Origin of the sequence: Enterococcus sp. DIV0712 (assembly GCF_050554855.1) — a bacterium.
Taxonomy (GTDB): domain Bacteria; phylum Bacillota; class Bacilli; order Lactobacillales; family Enterococcaceae; genus Enterococcus; species Enterococcus faecalis.
Window position 1 is genome coordinate 2,047,953 of sequence record NZ_CP187333.1, and the last position, 24,930, is coordinate 2,072,882.

Annotated in this window: 19 protein-coding genes and 1 tRNA gene; 4 read left to right on the forward strand and 16 right to left on the reverse strand. The window is 38.0% G+C overall.

All coding sequences use genetic code 11. The annotated features are described in order from the left end of the window. Window positions 1-134: 134 nt before the first annotated feature. The 3 genes from IGL42_RS09810 to IGL42_RS09820 form a co-directional block, all read right to left on the reverse strand. Entirely contained in the window at window positions 135-4,877 is a 4,743-nt protein-coding gene (locus IGL42_RS09810; protein ID WP_078122776.1) for a bacterial Ig-like domain-containing protein, read from the reverse strand. A 175-nt stretch (window positions 4,878-5,052) separates the two neighbouring features. Further along, the gene (locus IGL42_RS09815) at window positions 5,053-6,384 is read right to left on the reverse strand and encodes a hypothetical protein (RefSeq protein WP_002391305.1); all 1,332 of its coding nucleotides are present in this window, start codon (window positions 6,382-6,384) and stop codon (window positions 5,053-5,055) included. 112 nt (window positions 6,385-6,496) lie between these two features. Beyond that, a complete protein-coding gene (locus tag IGL42_RS09820) occupies window positions 6,497-7,048 on the reverse strand; it encodes a helix-turn-helix domain-containing protein (protein ID WP_002362234.1) in 552 nt (183 codons plus the stop codon). Window positions 7,049-7,261: 213 nt separating this feature from the next. Here IGL42_RS09820 and IGL42_RS09825 point away from each other — a divergent pair, with 213 nt between their 5' ends. Both IGL42_RS09825 and IGL42_RS09830 read left to right on the forward strand, forming a co-directional pair. Beyond that, the gene (locus tag IGL42_RS09825) at window positions 7,262-7,969 is read left to right on the forward strand and encodes an AzlC family ABC transporter permease (RefSeq protein WP_002356628.1); all 708 of its coding nucleotides are present in this window, start codon (window positions 7,262-7,264) and stop codon (window positions 7,967-7,969) included. Continuing rightward, complete coding sequence (locus tag IGL42_RS09830; protein ID WP_010710633.1) at window positions 7,956-8,282, forward strand: AzlD domain-containing protein; 327 nt, start codon at window positions 7,956-7,958, stop codon at window positions 8,280-8,282. The genes IGL42_RS09825 and IGL42_RS09830 overlap by 14 nt, the downstream gene beginning before the upstream one ends. A gap of 48 nt (window positions 8,283-8,330) precedes the next feature. Here IGL42_RS09830 and IGL42_RS09835 read toward each other — a convergent pair. Further along, a tRNA-Thr gene (locus tag IGL42_RS09835) sits at window positions 8,331-8,403 on the reverse strand. A gap of 158 nt (window positions 8,404-8,561) precedes the next feature. Between IGL42_RS09835 and IGL42_RS09840 the strand changes: the two genes are divergently transcribed. Next, window positions 8,562-8,798 (forward strand): hypothetical protein, encoded by a 237-nt coding sequence (locus IGL42_RS09840; protein ID WP_002381528.1) that lies wholly within the window; start codon window positions 8,562-8,564, stop codon window positions 8,796-8,798. Window positions 8,799-8,871: 73 nt separating this feature from the next. Here the strand turns inward: IGL42_RS09840 and IGL42_RS09845 are convergent, their stop codons facing one another. From IGL42_RS09845 to IGL42_RS09880, 8 genes are all read right to left on the reverse strand, one after another. After that, window positions 8,872-9,144: a membrane protein gene (locus IGL42_RS09845; RefSeq protein WP_002362236.1), complete on the reverse strand. Its 273-nt coding sequence runs from the start codon at window positions 9,142-9,144 to the stop codon at window positions 8,872-8,874. A gap of 105 nt (window positions 9,145-9,249) precedes the next feature. After that, window positions 9,250-9,879, reverse strand: coding sequence for a uracil phosphoribosyltransferase (gene upp, locus IGL42_RS09850; RefSeq protein WP_002356624.1), 630 nt, complete (start codon window positions 9,877-9,879; stop codon window positions 9,250-9,252). Between the two features lie 131 nt (window positions 9,880-10,010). Continuing rightward, entirely contained in the window at window positions 10,011-11,249 is a 1,239-nt protein-coding gene (gene glyA, locus IGL42_RS09855) for a serine hydroxymethyltransferase (RefSeq protein WP_002356623.1), read from the reverse strand. A gap of 75 nt (window positions 11,250-11,324) precedes the next feature. Continuing rightward, on the reverse strand, window positions 11,325-12,347 hold the full coding sequence (locus IGL42_RS09860; RefSeq protein WP_010710634.1) for an L-threonylcarbamoyladenylate synthase: 1,023 nt from the start codon (window positions 12,345-12,347) through the stop codon (window positions 11,325-11,327). A 43-nt stretch (window positions 12,348-12,390) separates the two neighbouring features. Then, entirely contained in the window at window positions 12,391-13,224 is an 834-nt protein-coding gene (gene prmC / locus IGL42_RS09865; RefSeq protein ID WP_002370481.1) for a peptide chain release factor N(5)-glutamine methyltransferase, read from the reverse strand. Then, a complete protein-coding gene (gene prfA, locus IGL42_RS09870) occupies window positions 13,217-14,290 on the reverse strand; it encodes a peptide chain release factor 1 (protein ID WP_002356619.1) in 1,074 nt (357 codons plus the stop codon). The genes prmC and prfA overlap by 8 nt, the downstream gene beginning before the upstream one ends. An 11-nt stretch (window positions 14,291-14,301) precedes the next feature. After that, window positions 14,302-14,886 (reverse strand): thymidine kinase, encoded by a 585-nt coding sequence (locus tag IGL42_RS09875; protein WP_002356618.1) that lies wholly within the window; start codon window positions 14,884-14,886, stop codon window positions 14,302-14,304. Between the two features lie 226 nt (window positions 14,887-15,112). Next, complete coding sequence (locus tag IGL42_RS09880) at window positions 15,113-16,630, reverse strand: flavocytochrome c (protein WP_002356617.1); 1,518 nt, start codon at window positions 16,628-16,630, stop codon at window positions 15,113-15,115. A 370-nt stretch (window positions 16,631-17,000) separates the two neighbouring features. On the opposite strand from IGL42_RS09880, the gene IGL42_RS09885 reads away from it, so the two are divergent. Further along, the gene (locus tag IGL42_RS09885) at window positions 17,001-18,416 is read left to right on the forward strand and encodes a Ktr system potassium uptake protein D (protein ID WP_002385738.1); all 1,416 of its coding nucleotides are present in this window, start codon (window positions 17,001-17,003) and stop codon (window positions 18,414-18,416) included. Between the two features lie 36 nt (window positions 18,417-18,452). Here the strand turns inward: IGL42_RS09885 and nifJ are convergent, their stop codons facing one another. Genes nifJ through IGL42_RS09905 form a run of 4 tightly spaced genes read right to left on the reverse strand, consistent with a single transcriptional unit; the run spans window position 18,453 to window position 24,777 of the window. Beyond that, window positions 18,453-21,986: a pyruvate:ferredoxin (flavodoxin) oxidoreductase gene (gene nifJ / locus IGL42_RS09890; protein WP_010710635.1), complete on the reverse strand. Its 3,534-nt coding sequence runs from the start codon at window positions 21,984-21,986 to the stop codon at window positions 18,453-18,455. A gap of 20 nt (window positions 21,987-22,006) precedes the next feature. Continuing rightward, window positions 22,007-23,425, reverse strand: a complete 1,419-nt coding sequence (gltA, locus tag IGL42_RS09895) for an NADPH-dependent glutamate synthase (RefSeq protein ID WP_010710636.1) — start codon at window positions 23,423-23,425, stop codon at window positions 22,007-22,009. Further along, complete coding sequence (locus IGL42_RS09900) at window positions 23,418-24,275, reverse strand: sulfide/dihydroorotate dehydrogenase-like FAD/NAD-binding protein (protein ID WP_002365019.1); 858 nt, start codon at window positions 24,273-24,275, stop codon at window positions 23,418-23,420. Before IGL42_RS09900 ends, gltA begins: the two co-directional genes overlap by 8 nt. Window positions 24,276-24,312: 37 nt before the next feature. After that, entirely contained in the window at window positions 24,313-24,777 is a 465-nt protein-coding gene (locus IGL42_RS09905; RefSeq protein WP_002392964.1) for a flavodoxin, read from the reverse strand. Between the last annotated feature and the right edge of the window lie 153 nt (window positions 24,778-24,930).

Sequence of the window (24,930 nt, forward strand, 5' to 3'; positions counted from 1 at the left end):
AGGTGTTCTTAAAATAAAAGTCACTTGTAAAACTTCCTATTTTCCAAGGAAACAGCTACCCTCATTCATGCACTTATTCATCTTTTAAGCGTGGAACAAAAGTTACTTTAAACTTTTGCCCCACGCTCATTTAATTATTTTCGTTTCTTCTTGATGACTATACCACTAATAATCACAATAAGTAACACAACAAGTCCTAGCACACGATATAGACCATTAGTTTGTTCTCCCGTTTTTGGATAACGTCCTTGCTTGTCAGGTTTCACAATATGTGTAACATACTGACTACGTTTTATCGTGGTTTGATTCGTTGAGGAACTAGTCTGGTTGTTCTCATTTTTATCTGGTAGTGGTGTAGGATTACGATCAATCACATGAACAGTTGCTACTGTCGTCAATTGACGAGGTGTTTCGTTTGAAAACATTGCGAAAAGTCGTGACTGCACAGCTGGTTTGGTTTCATTAACTGGCTCAGTGGTATAGGAAATCTGGTACTCTCCTGTTTTCTTTGTATCAACTTCCCCTTTTACTTGAACCTTATCAAAGGATATAGCATGACCGTCACGATCTGTCGCTGAAACGAAATTATCTTCTGGTTTCCACGAATCACCAACATAAATCGTTGTATCTTTGACCTCTAACTTAGATTGGTCGGGTTTGACGGTCACATGGGCTGTTTCTTCTTTACCTTCGTAACTGTATACGATTGGATAAACGCCTGCTTTGCTAGTATCAACTTGACCTGAAACAGTGATTTTTTCGAATGGGACATCTTGACCTGTTTTATCTGTTGCTGAAACAAAGTTCTCTTCTGGTTCCCATGAATCGCCGACATAAATCGTTGAATCTTTGACTTGTAAACGACTATCATCACGGACATGAACGATTGCTTTCGCTTCTTTTGTGCCATTTTTATAGACAATTTCATAATCGCCTATTTTATCAACATTCACTGTTCCCTGAACGTCAATTTTTTCAAACGGAACGTCTTGACCTGTTTTGTCAGTCGCGGAAACGAAGTTATCTTCTGCTTCCCATTTATCACCCACATAAATTGTTGTATCTTTGACCTCTAACTTAGACTGGTCGGCTTTGACGGTCACATGGGCTGTTTCTTCTTTACCTTCGTAACTGTAAATGATTGGGTAAATGCCCGCTTTGGTGTTATCAACTTGACCTGAAACAGTGATTTTTTCAAATGGGACATCTTGACCTGTTTTATCTGTCGCTGAAACAAAGTTCTCTTCTGGTTTCCATGAATCACCGACATAAATCGTTGAATCTTTGACCTGTAAACGACTGTCATCACGAACATGAACGATTGCTTTCGCTTCTTTTGTGCCATTTTTATAGACAATTTTATAATCGCCTATTTTATCAACATTCACTGTTCCCTGAACATCAATTTTTTCAAACGGAACGTCTTGACCTGTTTTGTCTGTTGCTGAAACGAAATTATCTTCAGGTTTCCATTTATCGCCGACATAAATCGTTGAATCTTTGACCTCTAACTTAGATTGGTCGGGTTTGACGGTCACATGGGCTGTTTCTTCTTTACCTTCGTAACTGTATACGATTGGATAAACGCCTGCTTTGCTAGTATCAACTTGACCTGAAACAGTAATTTTTTCGAAGGGAACGTCTTGACCAGTTTTATCTGTTGCTGAAACAAAGTTCTCTTCTGGTTTCCATGAATCGCCGACATAAATCGTTGTATCTTTGACTTGTAAGCGACTGTGATCAATTGTTTTAGTTAATGGAATTTTTAGTTGGTTGTCTCCTTTGACCAGCTTAATGGCTTTGCCTGTCAAATACTCTTCATCCACGGAATATTCCTGCGGTACATTCGTTACTCGCAAAGTATAATCACCTGTCATGATGGCATCAAAGGAGTATTGACCTTTTTCATCTGTTGTAAATTCGGTTGCTGTATGCGTGACATTATCAATTAGTTCAAAAGAAACCTTCGCAATTGCTTGGTTTTCATCCTCTATGTTATGCGTATAGAATGTGGCAGTTGCTAAATAAACAATACCTTCCGCATCGCCTTCTGAGAATTTCAATGTGATTGGTGCAGTGGTGACTTTTTTCTTGTTAGCAGACATCTGGTCCAATGTTTCAGAGTCGATTGTTGTTTCTGTATAGATTTGTCCAGCGTTTGCAGAGACCGTATTGTATTCAATCGTAATGTTTTCTGTCAATGTATAGTCTTTAAAAATGACTTTCGCACCGTTTGTAGTCTTCTCTAATGAATAAGCATCTTCTGGCACGCCTTTCACGGTAATAGAATTCAAATCGATTTGAGCATTGGTTGTGCCTTTTGGTGTTAATTCAATCGTTGGATTTTTCACACGATGTGTTTTATTATCAATATTTTTTGTTGTTACTGTTGTTTTTGTTACATTTTTTAATGTTGGATTCGCCGCTTGTGTTGCACTCAAAATGTCTAACGCTTCATTTTGAACAGAAACCGAAGCAGACCCTTCATTATTATTCGATTGTGGTTCTTTAGCTGTCCCTGTTATAGAAAGAGTTGGCACGTCGATCCAGCCATTGGCGTTTTTATACTCAATAATGTAACGTTTGTTGGTTTTTCCAAAATCAAACGTGTAACTATTGGTATTTTCGTCAAAAGTAATCGTTGGATATCCAGGGCTGTTTGGCGTCATTGGTTTATCAAAGTATTGACCGCGGTCCCAGTATTGTGGATAAATTGAATCTACCTGATCGTTTGAAACATCATAAATGTCAAAAAGAACATCGGCGCCAGCTGGAATTTTTGTACGGACGCTTAGTGAGTCAAAAGAATCATTTCGTGCATTGACAAGGAATTGATTTTTACTACTTTGAAGTGTTCGTTCTGAACCAATGTGTCGATTGGTATTTACTTCTGTTTCGATAGGGGAAATGCCATCAGCACTCATTGTCACAGGAATTTTATCAAAAGGAATACTTTTATCTTTTGGTAAACTATCTGGCACGTAATTAAAGCCAATTGGAATTTCAAGCTCATTTGTAATTGGCGTAGTGAACTTAATGATCGAACCATCTGAGGTTGGTGTGACTGTATAATCTTTCCCTAAAACATAATATGAAAAATAAATATCTTTTGTGGCTCTAACAGATAGATATTGCGGATGTTTTATTTTAATCTCTAAATTTTCAATGGGGTTGGCCTTACTACCTGCTACAGCAATTTCGGTATCACTCATATAAGCACCGTTTCGATCATAATTTCCCCATGTCGCTTCCGCATTCGTAGGATTTAACATAGCGATTGGCTCCACGTATTGATCGGATAGTAACTGAATGGCTTTATCGGGACCAATTACAGGTGTACTTAATGATAGATTAATGTCCTTCTTGTCAAAATCCATTGTTAAATCAGAAATATTTATTCTTAAATAGCTATCTTTTGTGGCCGTTAAGGTAAGCTTGCCACCTTCAGTTTTAATATCAAAATAGTCTTCCAATTTTACATTTTCATATAAAGGACCATACGCCGTAAATTTAGGATTCTTAATTTCTTGACCGTTTGTACTCTCTAATACGATTTGTTGACCCACTTTTGTTTCTGTTAACGTGCCATAAATTGTTACATAATATTTCCCTTTGCTTTGAAAACTGATATAGGACATACTACGCATTTCACGATCAGCAATTACTTTACTTGTTTGACTCGTCTTAGCAGTAAAATCGGTTGTTTTATTCGTTCCTGTCGTACTTTTTAACGAAAGAGAACCTAACTTGGTTGTTGGATATTGCTGATAAAATGAATAACTGTAGTCCGAAACACTCTCTAAATAAATTGTCCGATTAATCGATAAAGAATAGGCTTTTTGTTGATTCATGTTTGGAACAGTTACAGCAATCCGCCCGAGTGAATTATCGCTTAATGTATAATCTTTGCCAGGTGTTAACAGGGTTTGCGTTTCTGGTAAAATTTGACCATTAATGTCGACATCGTAACTGAAAACTTGAGGTTCCAAGTTATCTTGTTTTCCAAAGACAGCGCCTGGTGTCTCTGTTGTCAATAATTCTAATGTTTGATTGCCAGTTAACGTCCGGTCTAAATTATAAAAAATTTCGCCATCTAACCCCGTCGTTCTGGTTCGTTCGTTATATTGAATTGGTTCCACTTGTTCATATAAATCAAACGAGTAGGTTTTTTTATTTTTTCCTGGAGTTTCAATTTTGATTAATGGTTCCGCCTCTGTTGTTAGATAACTTTTTAATTCTACTTTAAAGGAAGTATCTGAAACTCGTTGATTAAACGTAATACTTAATGTTTTGGTTGCCGCATCGACTGCCCAAGTTGCGCCAATGCCCGTCACATCTCCGCTAACAGTTGAATAACCTAAATGTTCTGGTAATTGAACTGTATAAACTGATCCAGGTGCATAACCTGTGTTTCCAACAGCAAATTGGAACGTAGCGGTTACCGGTGTTGTATTTAATTCGCGGTGAACCTCTGTTTGGCTGTATTCTGTTCCACCAATCGGCGCAAGACTCATACTGTCAAGTAGTTCATCTGTAATTGGCGCTTGAACATCTGGTAGGGCTTTTTCATTAAGTGAGGTGTCCTTGTCCTCCGTTGTTTGTTGTTCAGATGGTGTAGCAGCATCACTGGAAGCTGTTGTGCTCGCCTCTGTGGTTTGCGATTCAGTTGTTGCAGTTGGTTGATTCATTTCTGAAGTAGTCGTTGTTGCTAAAGGTAAAGATGGTGTTGAGTTCGATAACTCTGCCTCTTTTTTTGCTGTATCAGTGGTCTCTGTTTGTGCTTCTGTCGTTGTTACAGCATAGGCATTTACGGCAAACCCGAAATTTTGTGCGAGAAGTATACTCAACATCACAAAAGAAAAAGTTTTTTTCTTCATACTAATCCCCTTTCAATAAAATTCATATAACCTAATAATAGCTTGTTAAAAATGAAACAATTGATTAATTTTTTTTGAATCTTCAAAAAAAAAAAACATCTTTTCATAAAAAAATACTTGGAAAATCAGCCACAATCACTGTTTTTCCAAGTATTTTTTTATTAATATTTGTAAATTATCGTTTCTTTTGACGAAAAACGACCACGAAATAAACTGCAATAAACAATAACACTAAGAGCGAGTTACTATTTTTAATAAAAGTTAAAAATTGACTTGTTTGCATTGAAATGCCTTTGCCGCCAGTCAATTCTAATAAAAATTGTGTCGTGCCACCTTTGCCTACTACAGTGACTAACATAAGCGCCATCAAAATAAATTGATGGAATAAACTCCCTTTTGTTTGTGTTGTATATTTGATAAGGATGCGGCTATCTTTTGGCAAATCTGTCTCTTGATAATATCGCCTAGCTAAAAAGCTATTCAATGTGCTTTTGAAAAAACTCAAGAGAAACAGGCCTAAAATAGTCCACGAGGTAAAAAGTAATATTCCCAAACTTCCCGCCAGACCAATCATTGGTATGTTGTTTGACCATTGTTTCGTTTTACTAGCTGCAATCATTGCAAAAATCATCCCTAAAACATAAGGTAAATAGAGATAGATGCCCATATGAGCTCTGCCATAAACCCCTGCAACATAAATGGAACCAAATAAAAATAAATAGTTCCCGACAATCCCGTTAATCAAGGTCGCAAGATTCATTTCTAATGATACTTTATACGCACCGCGTTTGCCATAATGACTAACGAAAAGGACAGCCACCACAAAGAAACAGCAGGCGCCAACAATCGCATAATCAAATTCCACCGCATTCGTTAATAAGCGACCACTTCTTAATAAAAGTAATAACACAAAAAAGATAACAAACAGAATTAATTCTTTTCGTGAAACTTCTGCTGATTCTTCTTCTAGCTCGTTTAATGAAACAGGATAGCTCTTGATTGCTACTAAAGCAACCAGAAAATAGAGCGCGTACACCAATAACGCCAGTCCAATCTCAGTCGCTTTAAAAAATAAAGCGCCAAATAAAACAGCGGTCAATAAGACTGTCGTTAAAAGATTGCTGTGACTGATTTTTTGACCTTCTTCTTTCAAGAAAAAGCGAATTGATTGATTACTTGGTGGCAACAACGCCCCACTAAGTCCTAACAACATTCCTGAAATACTATAAAGCGGGAAAGAAAAAGCGCCGGCGATCCCAATTAAGGATCCTGCCAAGCCTAACAATAGAGAAATCTTTAGTAGACCTAGACTAGTCAAAGACAAATTAATTCCTCGAACTAGAAAAATGCCTGTCATACGCAATGTATAAAATAAGACAAATGGTAAAATTGTTAGAAGGTTGTGTCCATCACTCAATTGAATGTAAAGTAAATAAGGCACAACAATAATCGTATTACTTAGTAAACTTAATGCTGTATTACCAAGACTTTCAATTTTTTTATTCATTTTGACCTCTTCTTTTATCTTTCATTTTCTATTATTTTTAGGGTAGCATTGTTTACTTTTTTTGTCCATAAAATAACAGATGCAGCAATTTTCTAATGTTTATTTTCCACTGTTACGTATAATAGTTAATGACGACTGCTTGGACTTTCTCTGTTCCGTCATTTATATACGTGTGTACTTGATTAGCATCAAAATACATAGCGGCGTCTTTTGGAAGAAGGTATCTCTGACCGCCCACTTCAAGAGCTAATGCTCCTTGAATAACCATGACATATTCTGTCGAACGTTTTGAATGCCCAACAGCTTGATACTTTTTCCCTGGATCTAATTCAAACTGAAAGAGTTCAAAGTTTCTTTCCTGGTTGTCCGAGTAGTAATTAAAGACTCGATAGGAGTGATCTTCAGAATGTTGTGTTACCGTCTCAGTTTTTTTAACCACGGGATTTTCTTTAACATAGTCATCTTCTAATAAATACGTATATGGAACATTGAGTCCATTACTTATTTTCCAAATTGTATTTATGGTAGGATTGGTGGTTCCTTTTTCAATCTGCGAAAGCATCCCTTTACTCACTCCGGTTATCCCAGCTAGTTCATCTAACGTAAGTTTTTTTTCTTGTCTAATTTTTTTTAAATTATTGCCAATAATTGTATTAATCTCCAAAATAGTTGCTCCTTCTGTTTCTTTTTATCATCCAAAAGTTTAATATATTGAACAAAAGTATTCTTTATTGTATTATACAATATATATCTTAGTTGTTCAAAAGGAGTGGTTAATAATGAAAACGCTCATTCGCTCGTTGTGTCTCATTATCGAAGGTCTAGATTTTCATACACACGTGTTTAAATTTTATACAGAAAGAAGGAAAAAAAGAGAATGAACCACCAATTAGATGCACGCACTGGCATTCGTGAAGCCTTGCCAACGGTTTTTGGCTATATTGGTATTGGCATTGCTTTTGGTATCGTAGGACAAGCAGCAGGTTTTTCCCCTCTTATTGTTAGTGCGATGTCGTTTTTTATTTTTGCAGGATCTGCTCAGTTTGTAACAGTTAGTATGTTGACTGGCGGCAGCCCTATCTTATCTATTGTGTTAGCGACTTTCTTAGTAAATGCGCGTATGATTCTTATGGGAATGACCATTGCGCCTTACTTTAAAGCCGAATCTCTCGGTAAAAATCTCTGGTTGGGAACCTTACTGACGGATGAAAGTTTTGCACTAGGAATGAATAAACTAAACCACACCAAAGGACGTTTAAGTTTTGAGTGGTTTAATGCTGCCAATTTGATTTCCTATGCGACTTGGGTTTTTTCGACGATCATCGGTGCCTATCTAGGGCGCTTTATTGCAAACCCTCAAGCATTAGGTCTTGAGTTTGCGGTCGTGGCTATGTTCATTGGTTTACTCTATCTGCAGATAATTAGTGATCGTTCCATGAAAATCGCTTTACAACTCATCATGGTCCTGATTACTTTTGGTTTGATGTCTATTGGTCTAATTTTTATTCCCAGTAATTTAATTGTCTTAGTTGTCACGTTAATCGGGTGTGGAATAGGAGTGATGATAAAACATGCCTTCTTCTGAGTATCTCTTTTTAACAATTTTAGGCTGTACCGTTGCAACCTGGCTTTCAAGAGTACTGCCATTTTTACTTTTAAAAAAAATCAGTCTGCCACAGAAATTATTAGAATATCTAAGTTTTGTTCCCATTGTGATTATGTCCGCCTTATGGTTTAGTAGCTTATTTGAACAAAGAATAGGACATTTACCAAGCCTCAATCTTCCTTATTTATTCGCTTCATTTCCTACCATTTTAGCCGCAATACTTACTAAAAACTTATTACTTATTGTACTGGTAGGCATTGCTTCATTTGCACTAATCCAAAATTTTATCTAAAAAACAGACAGGCACTACCATCTGGTAGTGCCTGTCTGTTTTTTTAGATGCCAGCTGCAGGGATCGAACCTGTGACCTACGCGTTACGAGTGCGTTGCTCTACCAACTGAGCTAAGCTGGCCTGAAACAAATCTATTATAGGACTTTCTACTTTATTTGTAAAGTCTGTTTGTTATTTATTTATGCAAAATCTCTTTAAAATAAGCCAAATAGCGACTTTACAAACTTTTTTCTGAAAATGTGGTATAATAGAGATATCAAGAAAGGATGGTTTTTTGTATGTCAAATTTTAATGGTATGGTTACTCCTGTTGTTCCATCGGATGCTGGTAAGGATTTCGCCGTTGACACCCATGTTACTTTTCTTGTTCACGGACAGCCACAAACAGGCGTTGTTACGAAACAATTAAAAAATGCCGCTGTCGTCGAAATTGACGAAACGCAAAAAAACAATCACTTAATGGTGCACAGCAATGGTGTGATTGTTATTAATTACAAACAATTGAAAAAGATTTAATTCTTCAAGCGTGGGAAATTTCCCCCGCTCTTTTTTATGTACAGAATTGGAATACTTTCCAATTCGTCGGAAACTATAATGCTGTAATAAACGCAAAAAAACCAAAAATAATTCCGGGCACATTAGCAAAAATAATGGACTTATCTCGTGTTTCTCCATCGTCTCCATATAACCCATGAATCGTCCAAAAAATACAATTAATCATTGCCACTAATGGTTGCGTCGGATTGCCTTTTTCCCCATGTAAATTTCCATAAATTTGCGGAATATACGAAACATACATCAAAACTGACATCACACTAGCAATCACAGCGATAGCGTGTAAGGCTTTTTTATTCTTTTTCATAGCTCCTCCTTTGTTTTTTTATTTTTTATTATACACCTAGAAAAGTTCTTTAAGCAAAAGAAAACCGTTAGTAACCATAATCGGTTACCTAACGGTTTTTTGTTATTATTTTGTTCCGAATAAACGGTCACCAGCATCCCCTAAACCAGGAACGATATAGCCGTCTTCGTTTAAGCGCTCATCTAAAGCTGCTGTATAAATATCTACATCTGGGTGCGCTTCTTGTAAAGCTTTCACACCTTCTGGAACGGCCACTAGACATACAAATTTAATGTTGCTAGCACCACGTTCTTTTAATGAATCGATGGCCATAATTGCGGAACCACCTGTTGCTAGCATTGGGTCAACAACAAATAATTGACGACTTGCAATGTCTTCAGGTAATTTCACGAAGTATTCATGTGGTTGCAATGTTTCTTCATCACGATAAAGTCCAACGTGTCCAACTTTCGCTGCTGGAATTAATTCTAAAATCCCATCAACCATGCCAATGCCGGCACGTAAAATAGGAATGATTGCTACTTTTTTCCCTGAAAGTGTTTTTTGTGTTGATTTACCCATCGGTGTTTCGATGACAACATCCTCTAAAGGCATATCCCGTGATACTTCATAAGCCATTAACATAGCAATTTCGTTGACAACTTCGCGGAAAACCTTTGTCCCACAGTTCTTTTCGCGAATCATTGTTAGTTTGTGTTGAATTAGCGGATGATCAATTACTTGAAATTTTCCCATATCTATTCTCCTTCATTATTTTATTCTTTCTTATTGTAAAACAAAAGAGCCTAGGACACAAGTTGAATTCCTTAAATCCTAAGCTCCGACTCTTATTTGTACAGAGAATCGCGCTTCAGCTATCCCTGATGTTAGTTATATAATGGATATTTTTTAGTTAGCGCTGCTACAGCTGCTTTGACTTCATCATGAACTGCTGTATTTTCTGGATCTTTTAAGACTTGAACGATTAATTTAGCAACTTCTACCGCATCTTCTTCTTTAAAACCACGTGAAGTAATTGCAGGCGTTCCAATACGGATACCACTTGTTTTAAATGGACTTAATTGTTCAAACGGAATTGAATTTTTATTGACAGTAATATTTACACTATCTAAAATAGCTTCTGCTTCTTTTCCATTTAAACCAAAACCTGTCACTTCAATCAGTAATAAGTGGTTGTCTGTTGCCCCACTAATTAAACGAGCTTCTGGCGCTTGATTGAAAACTTTCGTCATCGCTTGCGCATTTGCAATCACTTGCTGACTATATTCAGCAAAACTTGGATCCAAAGCTTCTTTAAAAGCTGCGGCTTTTCCAGCAATCACATGTTCCAATGGGCCACCTTGAATGCCTGGGAAAATACTACTATTTACTTTTTTCGCCAATTCTTCGCTATTTGTCAAAATTAAACCGCCACGAGGACCACGCAATGTTTTATGGGTCGTACTTGTTACGATATCAGCATACGGAACTGGATTTGGGTGCAACCCTGAAGCTACCAAGCCTGCAATATGCGCCATATCAACCATTAACTTGGCATCTACTTCATCAGCGATTTCACGGAAACGTTTGAAATCAATCGTTCGTGAATACGCACTTGCGCCAGCAACAATTAATTTTGGACGATGTTCTCTTGCTAAAATTCGCACGACATCGTAATCGATTACTTCTGTTGAAGGATCCACTCCATAACTGACAAAATTATAGGTTTTTCCACTAAAGTTAACGGGCGAACCATGTGTTAAGTGACCACCAGCTGATAAATCCATCCCCAAAATGGTATCACCTGGTTCAACCAATGAAAGGTATGCCGCTGTATTGGCTTGAGAACCTGAATGGGCTTGTACATTCGCGAATTTTGCACCAAATAATTCTTTGGCACGATCGATAGCTAAATTTTCTACGATATCGATAAATTCACAACCACCATAGTACCGTTTGCCAGGGTAACCTTCTGCGTATTTATTCGTTAAAATACTTCCTTGGGCAGCCATTACTGCTTTTGACACGACATTCTCAGATGCGATTAGTTCCAAGTTATTTTCTTGGCGCTCTTCTTCTCTTGCAATTGCATTCCATAAATCTGGGTCATACGTTTTGTAATCCATTCAAACAACACTCCATTTTGTTTTCTTTTGTCTGATTGTATCATACTTCTGTGTCAGCTTCGTTACAAATACCTCTTATTTTTCAAAAAATTTTTGATTGGCTGATTTTTTCAAGCGATTCATGTAAGCAGTGCCTAAACCAGTTTCTGCAAATCCTTGCGCAAAAATCGTGGTAGCTCCTTGCTCATCTAACGCTCTTAACCCTGCAAATAGTTCTTTTGTGGCATTTTCAACCGTTTCTGCACCATAAGAATAAACAAACGCATTTTCTGTATCTAGTTGTGCTGCCTGTTCATCACTTAAAAATAAGCCGATTTTTTCCTGTTGTTCTTTTGCTTGCTGAATCGCCACTTGCCATTCTGCTGTTTGACCGCTTATAATCCAAACTTCCGCATCAGGAGAATAGTGTTTGTATTTCATCCCTGGCGCTTTGGGTGCTGCAGTTTCACTAATCAAATGTGTATCGATTTTCACTTGGGGAATAATGCTTTCCAACTGCTCTTTGGTAATTGCTCCTGGTCGTAAAATAACTGGCACACCATCTTCCGCCGTTAAATCTAAGACCGTTGACTCCACCCCAATCTGCGTTGGGCCATCATCTAATATGGCAGCAATTTTCCCCTGCAAATCATGATAAACATGCTCTGCAGATGTTGGACTAGGCTTGCCAGAAGTGTTCGCACTTGGTCCGACCAACGGAACATTGGCTTGTTCAATCAAAGCTAAGGTCGCTTGGTTATCTGGCATACGAAAAGCGACTGTCTCTAAACCACCTGTTACTGTTTTAGAAAATGTATCCCTAGGCACATTAAAAATTAAAGTTAATGGTCCCGGCCAAAAGGCAGACACCAATTTTGTAGCGACTTCTGGTAAGGTCGCTACGTATTTTTTGACCATCTCAACGTTGTTCACATGAACAATCAATGGATTATCACTGGGTCGGCCTTTTACTTGGTAAACTTTTTTTACTGCCGCTTCATTTAAGGCATCGGCACCTAAGCCATAAACAGTTTCTGTTGGAAAAGCCACTAGCTCGCCTGCTTGAATGGCTGCTGCTGCTTGGGCTATTTCTTGTTTGGTTAATTTTTTTGTTTCCATTGCAAATCGCTCCTTCTAGAAAAGTGGCGACGAAGAACCTTAGTTACTCGGCTATCGCGAGGCGATCGTTGCCAGATAAATCTTTTTCAATTTTAATTGTTTTTTGTGGATAGGCGGCGCTCAATAATTTTTGGAGGGCCGCGCCTTGTTGAAACCCTATTTCAAAATAAATTTTACCGTCTGCTTTAAGCATCGTTTGACTTTCATGAATTAATTGTTGGTATAAAGCCAAACCGTTATTTTCAGCGAATAAAGCGGTTTTAGGTTCATACGTTCGGACACTTGCATCCATTAAATACCATTCTTGTTCACTAATATAGGGCGGATTAGAAATAAGCAGATCAATTTTTTCAGAAGCAACTGGCTGTAAGCCATTCCCATGATAAAATTCGATGCCAGCACCTAATGCTTGCGCGTTTTGTTTAGCGACAGTCAACGCTTTCTCTGAAAGATCAATGGCAATAACTCGCCAGTTGGGCCGTGCCAGTTTCAAGCTAATCGCAATGGCACCTGTCCCTGTTCCGACATCCACGACCGTCAAAGGAGTATCTGGATTGGCTTTTAAGCAACGCTCGACTAATTCTTCTGTTTCTGGCCTAGGAATCAAAGTATGTTCATTAACAATAAAGGAATGTCCATAAAATTCAGCTTGTCCTAGTAAATATTGTGCTGGGTAATCTGTCAATAATTGGGCTAAATCCGTTTTTAATTGTTCCTCTTCTTCTTGGGGCATTTCTTCTTGCATATGCAGGAGCCACTGCGTTTTATCCCAACCTTTACGTTCTAAAAAAACATAGTGAATAGCGTAGCCTTCTTTGCCTTGCGCCTCTAAAAAAGAAGAAGCCCAGTTAAGGACTTCAAAGTAACGTTTAGCCATTTTGCATCTCTTCTAATTTCGATGTTTGATCATATAAGACTAATGCATCAATGATTTCATCTAATTTGCCAGCAAGAATCTGGTCTAGTTTTTGGATGGTTAAACCGATACGATGATCCGTTACTCGATTTTGCGGGAAGTTATACGTTCTGATTCGTTCTGAACGATCTCCGGTCCCCACCGCCGATTTACGGTTAGCATCATATTCACTTTGTGCTTCTTGTTGAATTTGGTCATACACACGAGCACGCAAAACTTTCATTGCTTTTTCACGGTTTTTTAGCTGTGAACGTTCATCTTGCATTGCGACTACGATTCCTGTTGGTAAATGGGTTAATCGAACAGCCGAAGCGGTTTTATTGACGTGCTGTCCACCAGCGCCACTTGCATGATAAATATCGACACGGATATCTTTATCAGCTAATTCGATTTCGACTTCTTCCGCTTCCGGCATAACTACAACGGTTGCTGTCGATGTATGAATCCGTCCTTGTGATTCTGTTGAAGGAACTCGTTGCACGCGGTGAGCGCCACTTTCATATTTTAATTTTGAAAAGACGTTATCTCCTGAAATCATCATAATTACTTCTTTATATCCACCGATTCCAGTGACGTTCGCTTCTAAAACTTCCGCTTTCCACCCTTGTGCTTCTGCATATTTTTGGTACATATTAAATAAGTCGCCAGCAAAAAGTGCGGCTTCATCGCCACCGGCTGCACCACGGATTTCCATGATGATATTTTTATCATCATTTGGGTCTTTTGGTAATAATAAAATTTTAATGCGGTCTTCTAACACTTCTTTTTCTTTTTTCAAATCAGAAAGTTCTTCTTTCGCCATTTCGGCCATTTCCGCATCTAAGTTTTCACTTAAAAGTTCTTCGGCATCGCTAATCCCTTCAACAACTTGTTTATATCGGCGATAAACCTCAACCGTCTCACGTGTATTAGCTTCTTCCTTCGATAATTCCATGAAACGTTTTGTATCACTAATGACTGCTGGGTCACTTAATAATTCGCCCAATTCCTCATAGCGATCTTCAATAGATTGTAATTGATCGTACATAGTGTCTCTCCTTACTGTTCTTCATTCACTGTTTTTGGATGAAAATAATGTTTGCGACAAACAGGATAGTAGGCTTCATTCCCACCAATTTGGACTTGATCCCCTTCATAAACGGGTTTGCCATCAATATAGTGCAAGTTCATAGTTGCTTTTTTATGACAGAACCAGCAAATCGTTTTTAATTCTTCTAATTTGTCTGCATATAAAAGTAAATACTTTGAGCCTTCAAATAATTCATTTCTAAAATCATTCTTTAGCCCAAATGCCATTACTGGAATATCTAATTCGTCAACAATTCGTGCAAATTCAATAACATGATGCTTGTTTAAAAATTGACATTCATCGACTAATACGCAAAAAGGTTTGTAAGACAAATCATTAATCAAGTCAAAGACATTGGTTTCTTCAAAAATTGGAATAGCATCTCTGCGTAATCCGATGCGACTGGATACTTTCCCGACACCATCACGTGTATCTAGTCCACTGGTCATCAAAACAACTGGTTTGTCTTGTTCTTCGTAATTGTGTGCTACTTTTAAGATTTCAATGGTTTTACCACTATTCATTGCGCCATACTTGAAAAATAATTGAGCCATGTTCACTACACCTTTCCGTTAGTTCCTTACGTATTTTACTATATTTTCAGCAAAAAAGCAGTATTTTTAGCTAAAATGGTCGTGCATTTTTCTGAAAAAAACAGAATCTACGCCAAAGTCATTTTAGTAGGGCTATTTATACTCCAACTAATGATCCTGCTAGTATGCAATAAAAAAGCCCGAAATTGTAGTTATTTGACTACAATTTCAGACTTTTTAATGCTAGTTATTTTTGAGCAGAGGCAAATTCTGCTGATTGCGTACCTGCTTGACGACCATAAATGATAATATCGGCGATGGCATTGCCTCCGATACGGTTTTGACCATGTAAGCCACCTGTTAATTCACCAGCAGCATATAGACCTTTAATTGGTGTGCCATCTTCACGTAAAACTTCTGTTTTCGTGTTGATTTTCACGCCACCCATTGTGTGGTGAATCCCTGGTGCAATTTTAATTGCGTAGTAAGGCGCTGTGCTTAAGTCAGCTTCCATTCCAGTTGTCCGGCCAAATTGTTTGTCATCTTTGGCATTAACATCTTGGTTCCAAGTATCAATCGTTGCTTTCAATGTATCGGCAGGCATGCCAATTTTTTCAGCTAATTCTTCAATCGTTTCACCTTTTTCCACGAAGCCTTTTTGATCATAGAAATCAATGGCTTTTGCACGGTCGCGTACGCCTTGGTCAAAGACTAAATAAGCTGATTTTTCTGGTAAGGCATTGATTGCTGCGGAAACTTTGTCGCGTGTATCTAACTCATTAACAAAACGTTCTCCTTTTTGAGAAGCCAAGATTGCGCCTTCTCCACGAACTGCTTCACCAATTAAGAAAGCATCGCTTTGTTGAACAGTTGGGTGAATTTGAATTTCTTTCATATCCACTAACGCACCGCCAACTTTTTGAATCATTTGGATACCGTCACCTGTTGTTCCTTCTTGGTTCGTTGTAACATAGTTTTTCAATTCTGGTTTGTATTGAGTAATTAATTTTTCGTTGGCACCGAAACCACCTGTTGTGACAACGACTGCTTTTGCTTTAACTGTTTTTTCTTTATCATCTTTCATTTTCACTTTTACGCCATCGATTTGACCGTTTTCTTCAACTAAGTCTGTGACGTCAGCATCAACAAACAATGGAATTTTTTCTTCGCGAACGTTACGTACTAAACCGTCAACTAGATAGCCCCCAATTGCTGATCCGTCAGCAGGACGGTGTGTGCGTTTTTCGCTCATTCCACCTGTAATCGTTAAATTGCTCAATGTAATTCCTTTTGTATCTAACCAATCAATTGCTTCAGCTGAATGATCAACAAAATAACGTAGTAATTCTTGATCGTTGGTTCCTTTACCGCCTTTTAGTGTTTCTTCAAAGAATTTATCGTTGCTATCTTTAATGCCTTCTTTTTCTTGGAATTTTGTTTGTGAAGCATTCATTCCTGAAGACGATTTAATTGTATTCCCACCTGCAACAGGCATTTTTTCTAAAATAACTGGATTCATGCCAGCTTCTTTGGCTTGTAATGCAGCGGTCATCCCCGCACCACCTGAACCAACAATAACAACATCATAACTGTCTTTTAATTCACTTGGATCTGTATAACCATTAGCAGAGGCACCAGATGTTGCTTCTGTTTTTTCAGAAGACGCTTTTGTTTTACCAGCGGCTTTTTCTTGATCGCTTGTACAACCTGTTGCTGCACCTAATAATAACCCTAGGGAAAGAACTCCCATTAACACTTTTTTCATTGTTTTCCCACCTTATAAACTATTGATTTCTACCAACACAATTTCTTATTTTTCATTTGAATAAAAATAACAGTTTGTTACATAAAGTGAACACATTCACATATCAACCGAAATAAAAAAGCTACCACTACTTTTTAAAGTTGTATCGTTAGACAAACTGACCAATTAGCAATAAGTTGTTTGGGGAACAACCTATTTTTTCTATTCTTTCATAAAATATCATGTTCTCGCTTGTTTGTGGATGTTTTCCAATTATTTCTAACGAATTTCTTATTTTTATTTGTCATTTCAAGGATTTTCTGGCAGAATTATTCGTTTGAGGCGAAAAGTTTTGGTATACTTAGTTTAATTAGAATTGGGAGGTTATCTAGTGAACCATACACGTTTGCTGTGGCTGGCACAGCGAAAAAGCGATCGATTTATTCGCAAAAATTTTTCATCTATTCAAATCATCGTCGCTTATTACATATTAATGACGGTTATTTCTTATTTATTGTTTTGCCTCCCTATTTTCAGAGAACCTGACTCGCATGTTCCTTTTATTGATTTATTTTTCTTAGCAATCAGTACAGTCAGTGTTACTGGACTCACCACAGTCGATATTAATTCGGTTTTTAATGATCGTGGGATCGTCTTATTGGAGGTTCTTTTCCAAGTTGGTGGCTTAGGGATTATGATGATTTCAACGGTCTTTTTTATTTTATCAAAACGGCGAATCACATTAAAGCAACGTCAGTTAATTATGACTGACATGAATCAGCCGCGACTGAGCGGAATTGTTCGACTGATCCGCACCACTTTTTTGATTTTAATTTGGTTCCAAGTAATCTTCGGCTCGCTCTTTTCGCTTTATTTTTATATAAGTGGTTATTATACGAACTGGCGAGATGCGATATTTTATGGATTTTATCAAGCTATTTCTGCAGTGACTAATTCAGGCTTTGATATTTCAGGTGATTCAATTATCCCTTTTGCTCATGATTATCTCTTTTTACTGGCAATTATGTTCTTAATTTTTATCGGCGGAATTGGATTTCCCGTTTTACTGGAAATTCATGAGTGGTTACATTTTAAGAAAAAGAACTTTCGCAAGAAGAAACGAGGCTTGCCTTTCCGCTTCTCATTGTTTAGTAAAATTGCTTTGCTAGCGTTTATTGTTCTGTTTATTGGTGGGACTATTTTGATTTACTTATTAGAAAAAGATCACCTATTTTTGACAATGAATGAAAGTGGCCGTTGGGTAAGTTCGATGTTTTATTCGATGACTACACGAAACGCTGGCCTCCAAATTAATGATTTAGGGGACTTCCAAATTACAACGTTGATTATTTTTTCTGTGTTAATGTTTATTGGTTGTAGTCCTAGCTCTGTTGGTGGTGGTGTTCGAACAACGACTGTTGCGATTATTGGCTTGTATTTGTTAGCCTTTTTAAAAAGTGAAGATGATATTAGCGTCTTTAGCCGTAAAATAGATGACGATGATGTCAAAAAATCGATTGTCGTCTTCATGTTATCTTTGATTATGTGCTTTTTCGCTGTCGTCTTTTTGTCAGCCACTGAAAATCTGCCCTTGATTTCAATCATTGTGGAAGTCGCTTCTGCCTTTGGGACAACCGGTCTTTCTTTGGGCATTACAGACGATTTAACAACAGTAGGTAAATTAATGATTGCCTTATTAATGTTTATTGGACGTATTGGTATGCTTTATACCTTAATGATTTTTGTACCAAAAGAAACACGTGACTTAGGCTACGAATACCCTTCAGAAAAAATTATTATTGGATAAAAAAACAAAGCCTCTCAAGTAAGAGGCTTTGTTTTTTTATTTTTTCATGTGTGTGACTAGTTTGTTATAACTTTCAGAGCGTTCAATTGCATCTTCTTTAGTTTTATCAAGTAAATGTTCGACTACTTCTTGATTCTGTTTAATTGTATGCAACGCAGAGTAACGTGTTTGTTTTTCAAGGAAATCACGCATTTTGTCAAAATCTGTTTTCTTGTAGTCAATGACCATCGGATCTTTGCCTTTCTTAACTAACTCTGGATTATAGCGATAAAGTGGCCAATAGCCAGATTCAACGGCTTCTTTGGCTTGATCTAACGTCCGAACCATTCCACCTTTGACCCCGTGATTAATACATGGAGTATAACCGATGATAATTGATGGGCCTGGGTACCGCTCCGCTTCGTCAATTGCTTTAATCGTTTGCATTGAGTTTGCGCCTAAAGCTACTTGTGCAACGTAGACATTCCCATAAGTGATTGCCATCATCCCTAAATCTTTTTTAGAGGTATGTTTCCCACCCGCTGAGAATTTGGCAATGGCTGAAGCTGGTGTAGCTTTAGATGTTTGTCCGCCTGTATTGGCATACACTTCGTTATCCATAACAAAAATATTAACATCTTCCCCACTAGCAAGAACATGATCAATGCCGCTAAACCCGATATCATAGGCCCAACCATCGCCGCCGACAATCCATTGACTCGTTTTCACTAATAAATCTTTTTGTTCGTAAATTTTTGTTAAAAGTGGATCTTCATCGGCTTCTTCACTTAATGCCGCCGCTAGTTTGGTTGCTCGCTGTTGTGTTCCTTCCCCTTCAGCCATGTGTTCCAACCAATCATTTAACAAGGCTTGAAGTGAATCTGATCCGACGTTTTTAGCAAGACTTTCTTCAACCAGACTAGCTAAATGTTGACGTTTCGTTCGATTGGCAATATACATACCATAACCATATTCCGCATTATCTTCAAACAGCGAATTACTCCAAGCTGGTCCTTGGCCACATTCGTTCGTTGTATAAGGTGTCACTGGTGACGAACCACCCCAAATTGATGAACAGCCTGTTGCGTTAGCAATCATCATTCGATCACCAAATAGTTGCGTCAACAACTTAATATAAGGTGTTTCGCCACAGCCTTCACAAGCACCTGAAAATTCCATCAATGGCTGGTTAAATTGGGAACCTTTAACAGAAAGTTTTTTGACTGGGTTGGCTTTTTGTTTAAGAGTCATCGCAAAGGCCCAATTCATCGCTTGCTCTTTCTGAGTTTCATAAGGTTTCATTAAAATCGCCTTGTCTTTCACGGGACATGCCTGAACACAAAGACCACAACCTGTACAGTCTTCTAAAGAAACTTGGATACGATACATCAACCCATCTGTGCCACGCATTTCGCGCATGGCAAAACCTGCAGGTGCTTCTTTCAGTTCTTCTTCATCCGCTAAAAACGGTCGAATAGCCGCATGTGGACAAACAAAGGCACATTCATTACACATCGTACACTTATCCATTTGCCACTCAGGCACTTCTAACGCAATGCCACGTTTTTCATAAGCCGCAGTGCCCATAGGAATGGCACCGCCCTTCATTCCGTTTTCAATCAAATCTGAAACGGTCAGCTGATCCCCTTCTTGACGATTGATCGGTTCTAAAATATTTGTCACAAAAGCTGGAGCTTCCGACTCTTGATTTTCTGGTTCTAAAACAATGGTTGCCCAATCTTCTGGAACTACGATTTCTTGCAGCGATTCAAAGGTAGCATCAATCGCTTGGTAATTTTTTTCAACAATTTCCATTGATTTTTTTCCATAAGTCTTTTTCACTTCTTCTTTAAATAACGGTAAATATTGCTCTTTCGTTAAAATATCTGTTACTTCAAAAAAGGCAGTAGACATCACTGTATTGATCCGACGGCCTAAGCCTACTTTGCGAGCTAACTCAACCGCATTGATAATATAAAATTTGATTTGGTGCTCCCCAATATATTTTTTTAACTTAGCCGGTAATAAACGATGAACCTTTTCTTGATCCCAAATAGTATTCAGTAAAAACGTTCCGCCATCTTTTAAACCTTTTAACAGGTCGTATTTATGCAAATAGGAAGCATTATGACAAGCGATGAAATCTGCTTGTTCAATTAAATACGTGGAAGTAATTGGCTCTTTACCAAAACGCAGATGCGAAACGGTTAAACCGCCTGATTTTTTAGAATCATAACTAAAGTAAGCTTGTGCATAAAGGTCGGTATGATCTCCGATAATTTTAATCGCTTGCTTGTTTGCTCCCACAGTTCCGTCAGAACCAAAGCCCCAAAATTTTGCTTGGAAGGTAGTATCTGGCGTTAAATCTAAAGTAGGTTCTTCTGGCAATGATTGATAGGTTACATCATCAACGATCCCTACCGTAAAGCGTTGTTTTAATTCTTTAAATGGCAATAACAAATGGTCATAGATCGCTTTAATTTGATTAGGCGCTACGTCTTTAGAACCTAACCCATAACGTCCACCAATCACAATTGGACGATTTTCATGTTGATAGAGAGCGCTTTGAACATCTAGCAATAACGGTTCCCCTTCGGCTCCTGATTCTTTTGTTCGATCTAAAACCGCAACCTTTTCTACTGTAGCTGGTAATTTTTCAAGAAGGTTTTCGGTAGGAAATGGACGATATAAATGAATATTGATAAAACCAACTTTGCGTCCTTGTTGATTGAGATAGTCGACTGTTTGTTTGATTACTGGCGAAGCCGACCCCATTGAAATAATGACTTCTGTTGCATCTTCAACCCCGTAATAATCGGTTAAATCATACGTTGTTCCACGAAGATTGTTAATTTTTTTCATGTATTTTTGAACAATTTTTGGCATTTCTTCGTAATTTTTATTGACTGTTTCTCTTTGTTGAAAATGAATGTCAGGATTTTGAGCGGTCCCTGAAACAGTGGGATGATTAGGATTCATGCCTCCCATTCTAAAACGAGTTACAGCTTCCTGATTCACCATTTCTTTCAGGTCATCATAATCAATCACTTCGATTTTTTGTAGTTCATGGCTCGTTCTAAAACCATCAAAAAAGTTTACAAAAGGTAAACTACCTTCTAAGCTAGCTAAATGAGCAACTGCCGACAAATCCATCACTTCTTGAACACTCGATTCTGCTAACATACAAAAACCTGTTTGGCGGGTAGCCATCACATCGCCATGGTCACCAAAAATACTCAACGCACTTGTCGTTACTGCCCGAGCCGCCACGTGGAACACAGAAGGCAGCAATTCTCCTGCGATTTTATACATATTGGGAATCATCAACAGTAAACCTTGTGAAGCAGTATAAGTAGTGGTTAACGCACCTGTTTTTAACGAACCATGAACTACTCCCGCTGCCCCAGCTTCTGATTGCATTTCAATAACTTGAACTTTTTGACCATAAATATTTTTTAAACCACTTTCCGCCCATTCATCTACCAACTCAGCCATTGTTGAACTTGGTGTGATAGGATAAATAGCGGCAACTTCTGTAAACGCATATGAAATATAAGCCGCTGCGGTGTTTCCATCCATTGTTTTTTTCATTTTTTCACCTTTTATCTTTCCTAAACATTGCTTGTGACTGTTGTTTTTTGTGTTTTGACATATTGATCAATTGCATTAGCTGCGATTTTCCCAGCGCCCATCGCTAAAATAACGGTGGCAGCACCTGTGACTATATCGCCCCCAGCAAAAACGCCAGGTATTGAGGTTGCTCCTGTTTTAGGATCAGCTTGAATGTAACCCCATTGGTTTAGTTCTATTTCTGGATATGTTGATAACAAGACTCGATTTGCCCCTTGGCCAATTGCCTCGATTACTGCATCAGCAGGAATGGTAAACGTGCTGTTTGGAATTGGTTCTGGCCGTCGTCTTCCAGACGCATCTGGTTCACCTAAAACCATTTTGACACATTCAACACCGGCTAGATTTCCTTGTTGGTCATCTAAATAAGCAATTGGATTCGTTAACCAATAATAGTTAATTCCTTCTTCAAGGGAATGGTGGTATTCTTCAATTCTTGCTGGTAATTCTTCTAACGAACGACGATACACAATGTTCACATTTTCAGCGCCTAATCGTTTGGCTGAACGAGCGGCATCCATTGCAACATTCCCGCCGCCAATCACAACAACATTTTTAGCACGTTTAATCGGTGTATCATATTCTGGAAACTCATAGCTATGCATTAAATTGATTCGTGTTAAAAATTCACTAGAAGAATAAACCCCATTTAAACTAGTTCCTGGGATTCCCATAAAATTTGGTGCCCCTGCACCAACCGATAGATAACAGGCATCAAACTCTGACATTATTTCTTCCATCGTAATCGTTTTACCTACTACCACATTGGTTTCTATTGTTACACCTAAGGCTTCAATACTCGCAATTTCTTGTTTAACAATTTTTTTCGGTAATCGAAATTCAGGTATGCCATAGGTTAATACGCCGCCAGCTTCATGAAGCGCTTCAAAAATAATTACTTCGTAGCCTAGCTTTGCCAAATCCCCCGCAACTGTTAACCCAGAAGGACCAGAACCGACCACTGCGATTTTCCCTTTTGTTGGTTCCGCTGTTTTCTTAGGAAACTTGTGATTTTCTAATGCCCAATCGGCAACTAAACGTTCTAATTTGCCAATTGCCACTGGTTCAAAGTTTTTGGCTTTCCCTAATTTACAAACTTGTTCACATTGTTTCTCTTGCGGACAAACGCGTCCACAAATAGCAGGTAAATTCGTATATTTACTTAAAATATTGGCTGCTTGTTCCATGTTTCTTTCACGAATAGCTAAAATAAATCCAGGAATATCAATCATCACGGGGCATTTAGCAATACAAGGTGCATTTTTACATTGTAAACAGCGAATCGCTTCTTCTTGCCCTTCTGCTAATGTATAGCCTAAGCAAACCTCTTCAAAATTATTCTTTCTGATAGTAGGTGCTTGTTCCGCAATCGGTGTTTTTATACGACTTTTTCTAGCCATTTTTCTCCACCTGCTCTTTCAAACGATCTGTAAAGCAAACTGCTTCTTCTTCCTGATATTGCTTCATTCGATTAATGAATTCATCCCAATTTACTTCATTGCCTTTAAACTCAGGTCCATCAACACAGGCAAATTTCATGGTGCCATCAACAGTGACCCGACAACCGCCACACATGCCTGTTCCGTCAATCATAATAGGATTCAAGGAAACATAAATTGGTAATTGATGTTTTTCAGCTGTCAAGGTACAAAATTTCATCATGATGCTGGGCCCAATCGCCCAACTGCACGCTACAGATTCACGTGCAATAACTTCTTCCATCGCTTCTGTTACTAAGCCCTTTTTACCTAATGAACCATCATCCGTTGTAATGATTAGCTCATCTGAATAACGACGGCATTCTTCTTGTAACAGAACTAACTCAGCTGTTCGTGCTCCCAAAATCGTAATCACTCGGTTGCCGGCTTCTTTTAAAGCCTTGATAATTGGATAAATAGCCGCGATACCAACCCCGCCACCGACAACCATCACCGTTCCATATTGCTTCACTTCTGTGGGCATACCTAAAGGTCCAGTGATATCCAACAAAGAGTCTGAAGTTTTAAGTTGGGAAAGTGCAGCTGTTGTCTTACCGATTACTTGGAAAATAATTCGAATACTGCCTGCTTGTGGATTTGTCTCCGCAATCGTTAAGGGGATCCGTTCTCCCTTTTCGTCAATTCTTAAAATAACAAACTGTCCAGCCTGAGCATGTGTCGCTATTCTTGGCGCTTCCAGCCAAAAATCAAATGTATTACTAGATAATTGAGTCGATTGAAGAATATTAAACATTGAAATACCTACCTTCATCGTTCCTTTTCATTCTGACTCCTACTTTCTTAAACCCTTAGGCAACGCTATCAGATAAAGTTGTGGCGACACTTTTAACAAATGTTTTTAGCATTTCGATGTCTTCTTCTTCTGCATTGTTTTCAATTTCAACTGTTTCAGCTACTTTTTTAGCACCAGCTTTTTCAAAAGCTCCTACAAAATCATGCGCTGATTTACAGAAAAATTCACCATATTCTCGATCACCGGAGCCAACAACACCAAATGGCTTACCTGCTAAATTCTTCTCAGTTAATTCATCAAAGAAATCTTCAAATTCAAAAGGCAGTTCCCCATCACCATAAGTATACGTTGCGATAATACAAGCATCTGCATCATCAAAGAAGTCTACATCAACTTCTGAACATTCTTCACGTTCTACTTCAACTCCAGCTTCTTGAAACTGTTCTTCCAAAATCTCGGAAATTTCTTCTGTGTTTCCAGTCATACTTGCATAAACAATTTTTACTAGTGCCATCTTCATTCATTTCCTTTCTTTTTCCTAAATATTTCAATGCATTCAAATGCAATTGTAACCCCTTACATTAATCCTTAAAAAAATAACTTTTACAAATGATTTTATTCACAAACTAATCTAACTAAGTATGTACTCTTCCCCTTTCGAGATAGAGTATTT

Coding starts and splice junctions, on each gene's coding strand:
- IGL42_RS09900 (WP_002365019.1), bottom strand. CDS start 24,275: ATGAAGGTAGGTATTTCAATGTTTAATATTCTTCAATCGACTCAATTA.
- upp (WP_002356624.1), bottom strand. CDS start 9,879: ATGGGAAAATTTCAAGTAATTGATCATCCGCTAATTCAACACAAACTA.
- IGL42_RS09825 (WP_002356628.1), top strand. CDS start 7,262: ATGAACCACCAATTAGATGCACGCACTGGCATTCGTGAAGCCTTGCCA.
- IGL42_RS09830 (WP_010710633.1), top strand. CDS start 7,956: ATGCCTTCTTCTGAGTATCTCTTTTTAACAATTTTAGGCTGTACCGTT.
- IGL42_RS09845 (WP_002362236.1), bottom strand. CDS start 9,144: ATGAAAAAGAATAAAAAAGCCTTACACGCTATCGCTGTGATTGCTAGT.
- IGL42_RS09810 (WP_078122776.1), bottom strand. CDS start 4,877: ATGAAGAAAAAAACTTTTTCTTTTGTGATGTTGAGTATACTTCTCGCA.
- glyA (WP_002356623.1), bottom strand. CDS start 11,249: ATGGATTACAAAACGTATGACCCAGATTTATGGAATGCAATTGCAAGA.
- IGL42_RS09815 (WP_002391305.1), bottom strand. CDS start 6,384: ATGAATAAAAAAATTGAAAGTCTTGGTAATACAGCATTAAGTTTACTA.
- prfA (WP_002356619.1), bottom strand. CDS start 14,290: ATGTACGATCAATTACAATCTATTGAAGATCGCTATGAGGAATTGGGC.
- prmC (WP_002370481.1), bottom strand. CDS start 13,224: ATGGCTAAACGTTACTTTGAAGTCCTTAACTGGGCTTCTTCTTTTTTA.
- IGL42_RS09840 (WP_002381528.1), top strand. CDS start 8,562: ATGTCAAATTTTAATGGTATGGTTACTCCTGTTGTTCCATCGGATGCT.
- IGL42_RS09880 (WP_002356617.1), bottom strand. CDS start 16,630: ATGAAAAAAGTGTTAATGGGAGTTCTTTCCCTAGGGTTATTATTAGGT.
- IGL42_RS09860 (WP_010710634.1), bottom strand. CDS start 12,347: ATGGAAACAAAAAAATTAACCAAACAAGAAATAGCCCAAGCAGCAGCA.
- gltA (WP_010710636.1), bottom strand. CDS start 23,425: ATGGCTAGAAAAAGTCGTATAAAAACACCGATTGCGGAACAAGCACCT.
- IGL42_RS09875 (WP_002356618.1), bottom strand. CDS start 14,886: ATGGCTCAATTATTTTTCAAGTATGGCGCAATGAATAGTGGTAAAACC.
- nifJ (WP_010710635.1), bottom strand. CDS start 21,986: ATGAAAAAAACAATGGATGGAAACACCGCAGCGGCTTATATTTCATAT.
- IGL42_RS09905 (WP_002392964.1), bottom strand. CDS start 24,777: ATGAAGATGGCACTAGTAAAAATTGTTTATGCAAGTATGACTGGAAAC.